The sequence below is a fragment of the Psychrobacter sp. MES7-P7E genome (assembly GCF_002863645.1).
Classification (GTDB): Bacteria; Pseudomonadota; Gammaproteobacteria; order Pseudomonadales; family Moraxellaceae; genus Psychrobacter.
Map to the genome: position 1 here is coordinate 1 of NZ_PJBU01000059.1, position 401 is coordinate 401.

Annotated in this window: 1 protein-coding gene; it reads left to right on the forward strand. The window is 46.1% G+C overall.

Annotated elements, in window-relative coordinates:
* Positions 1 to 17: 17 nt before the first annotated feature.
* Positions 18 to 401, forward strand: a 384-nt coding sequence (locus CXF62_RS01495; RefSeq protein ID WP_185156573.1) for a transposase, incomplete at its 3' end; no start/stop codon positions are given.

Sequence of the window (401 nt, forward strand, 5' to 3'; positions counted from 1 at the left end):
TAACAGGAGAATAAGCAATGACTACTCAATCTGACATTAAAAAACTGGCCGAGCAAATGGCTGGTAGCATGAAAAGCTTCGATGACATTAAAGACTTTCAAAAGCAGCTCATGCAATCCTTTATTGATACTGCCTTAGAGGCTGAGATGGAAGACCATCTCGGCTACCCTAAACATGAGAAGGCAGACAAGCCCAATAAGCGCAACGGCCACACTAAAAAGACCGTCCGCAGTGACACAGGCGATCTTGAGATATCCACCCCAAGAGACCGTCATGGTGACTTTGAACCTACACTCGTGCGCAAGCATCAAACCCGTATCTCAGGTCTCGATGACAAGATCATATTCCTTTACGCCAAGGGTCAAACCACCACCGAGATTGTAGAGAGCATTAAAGAGCTC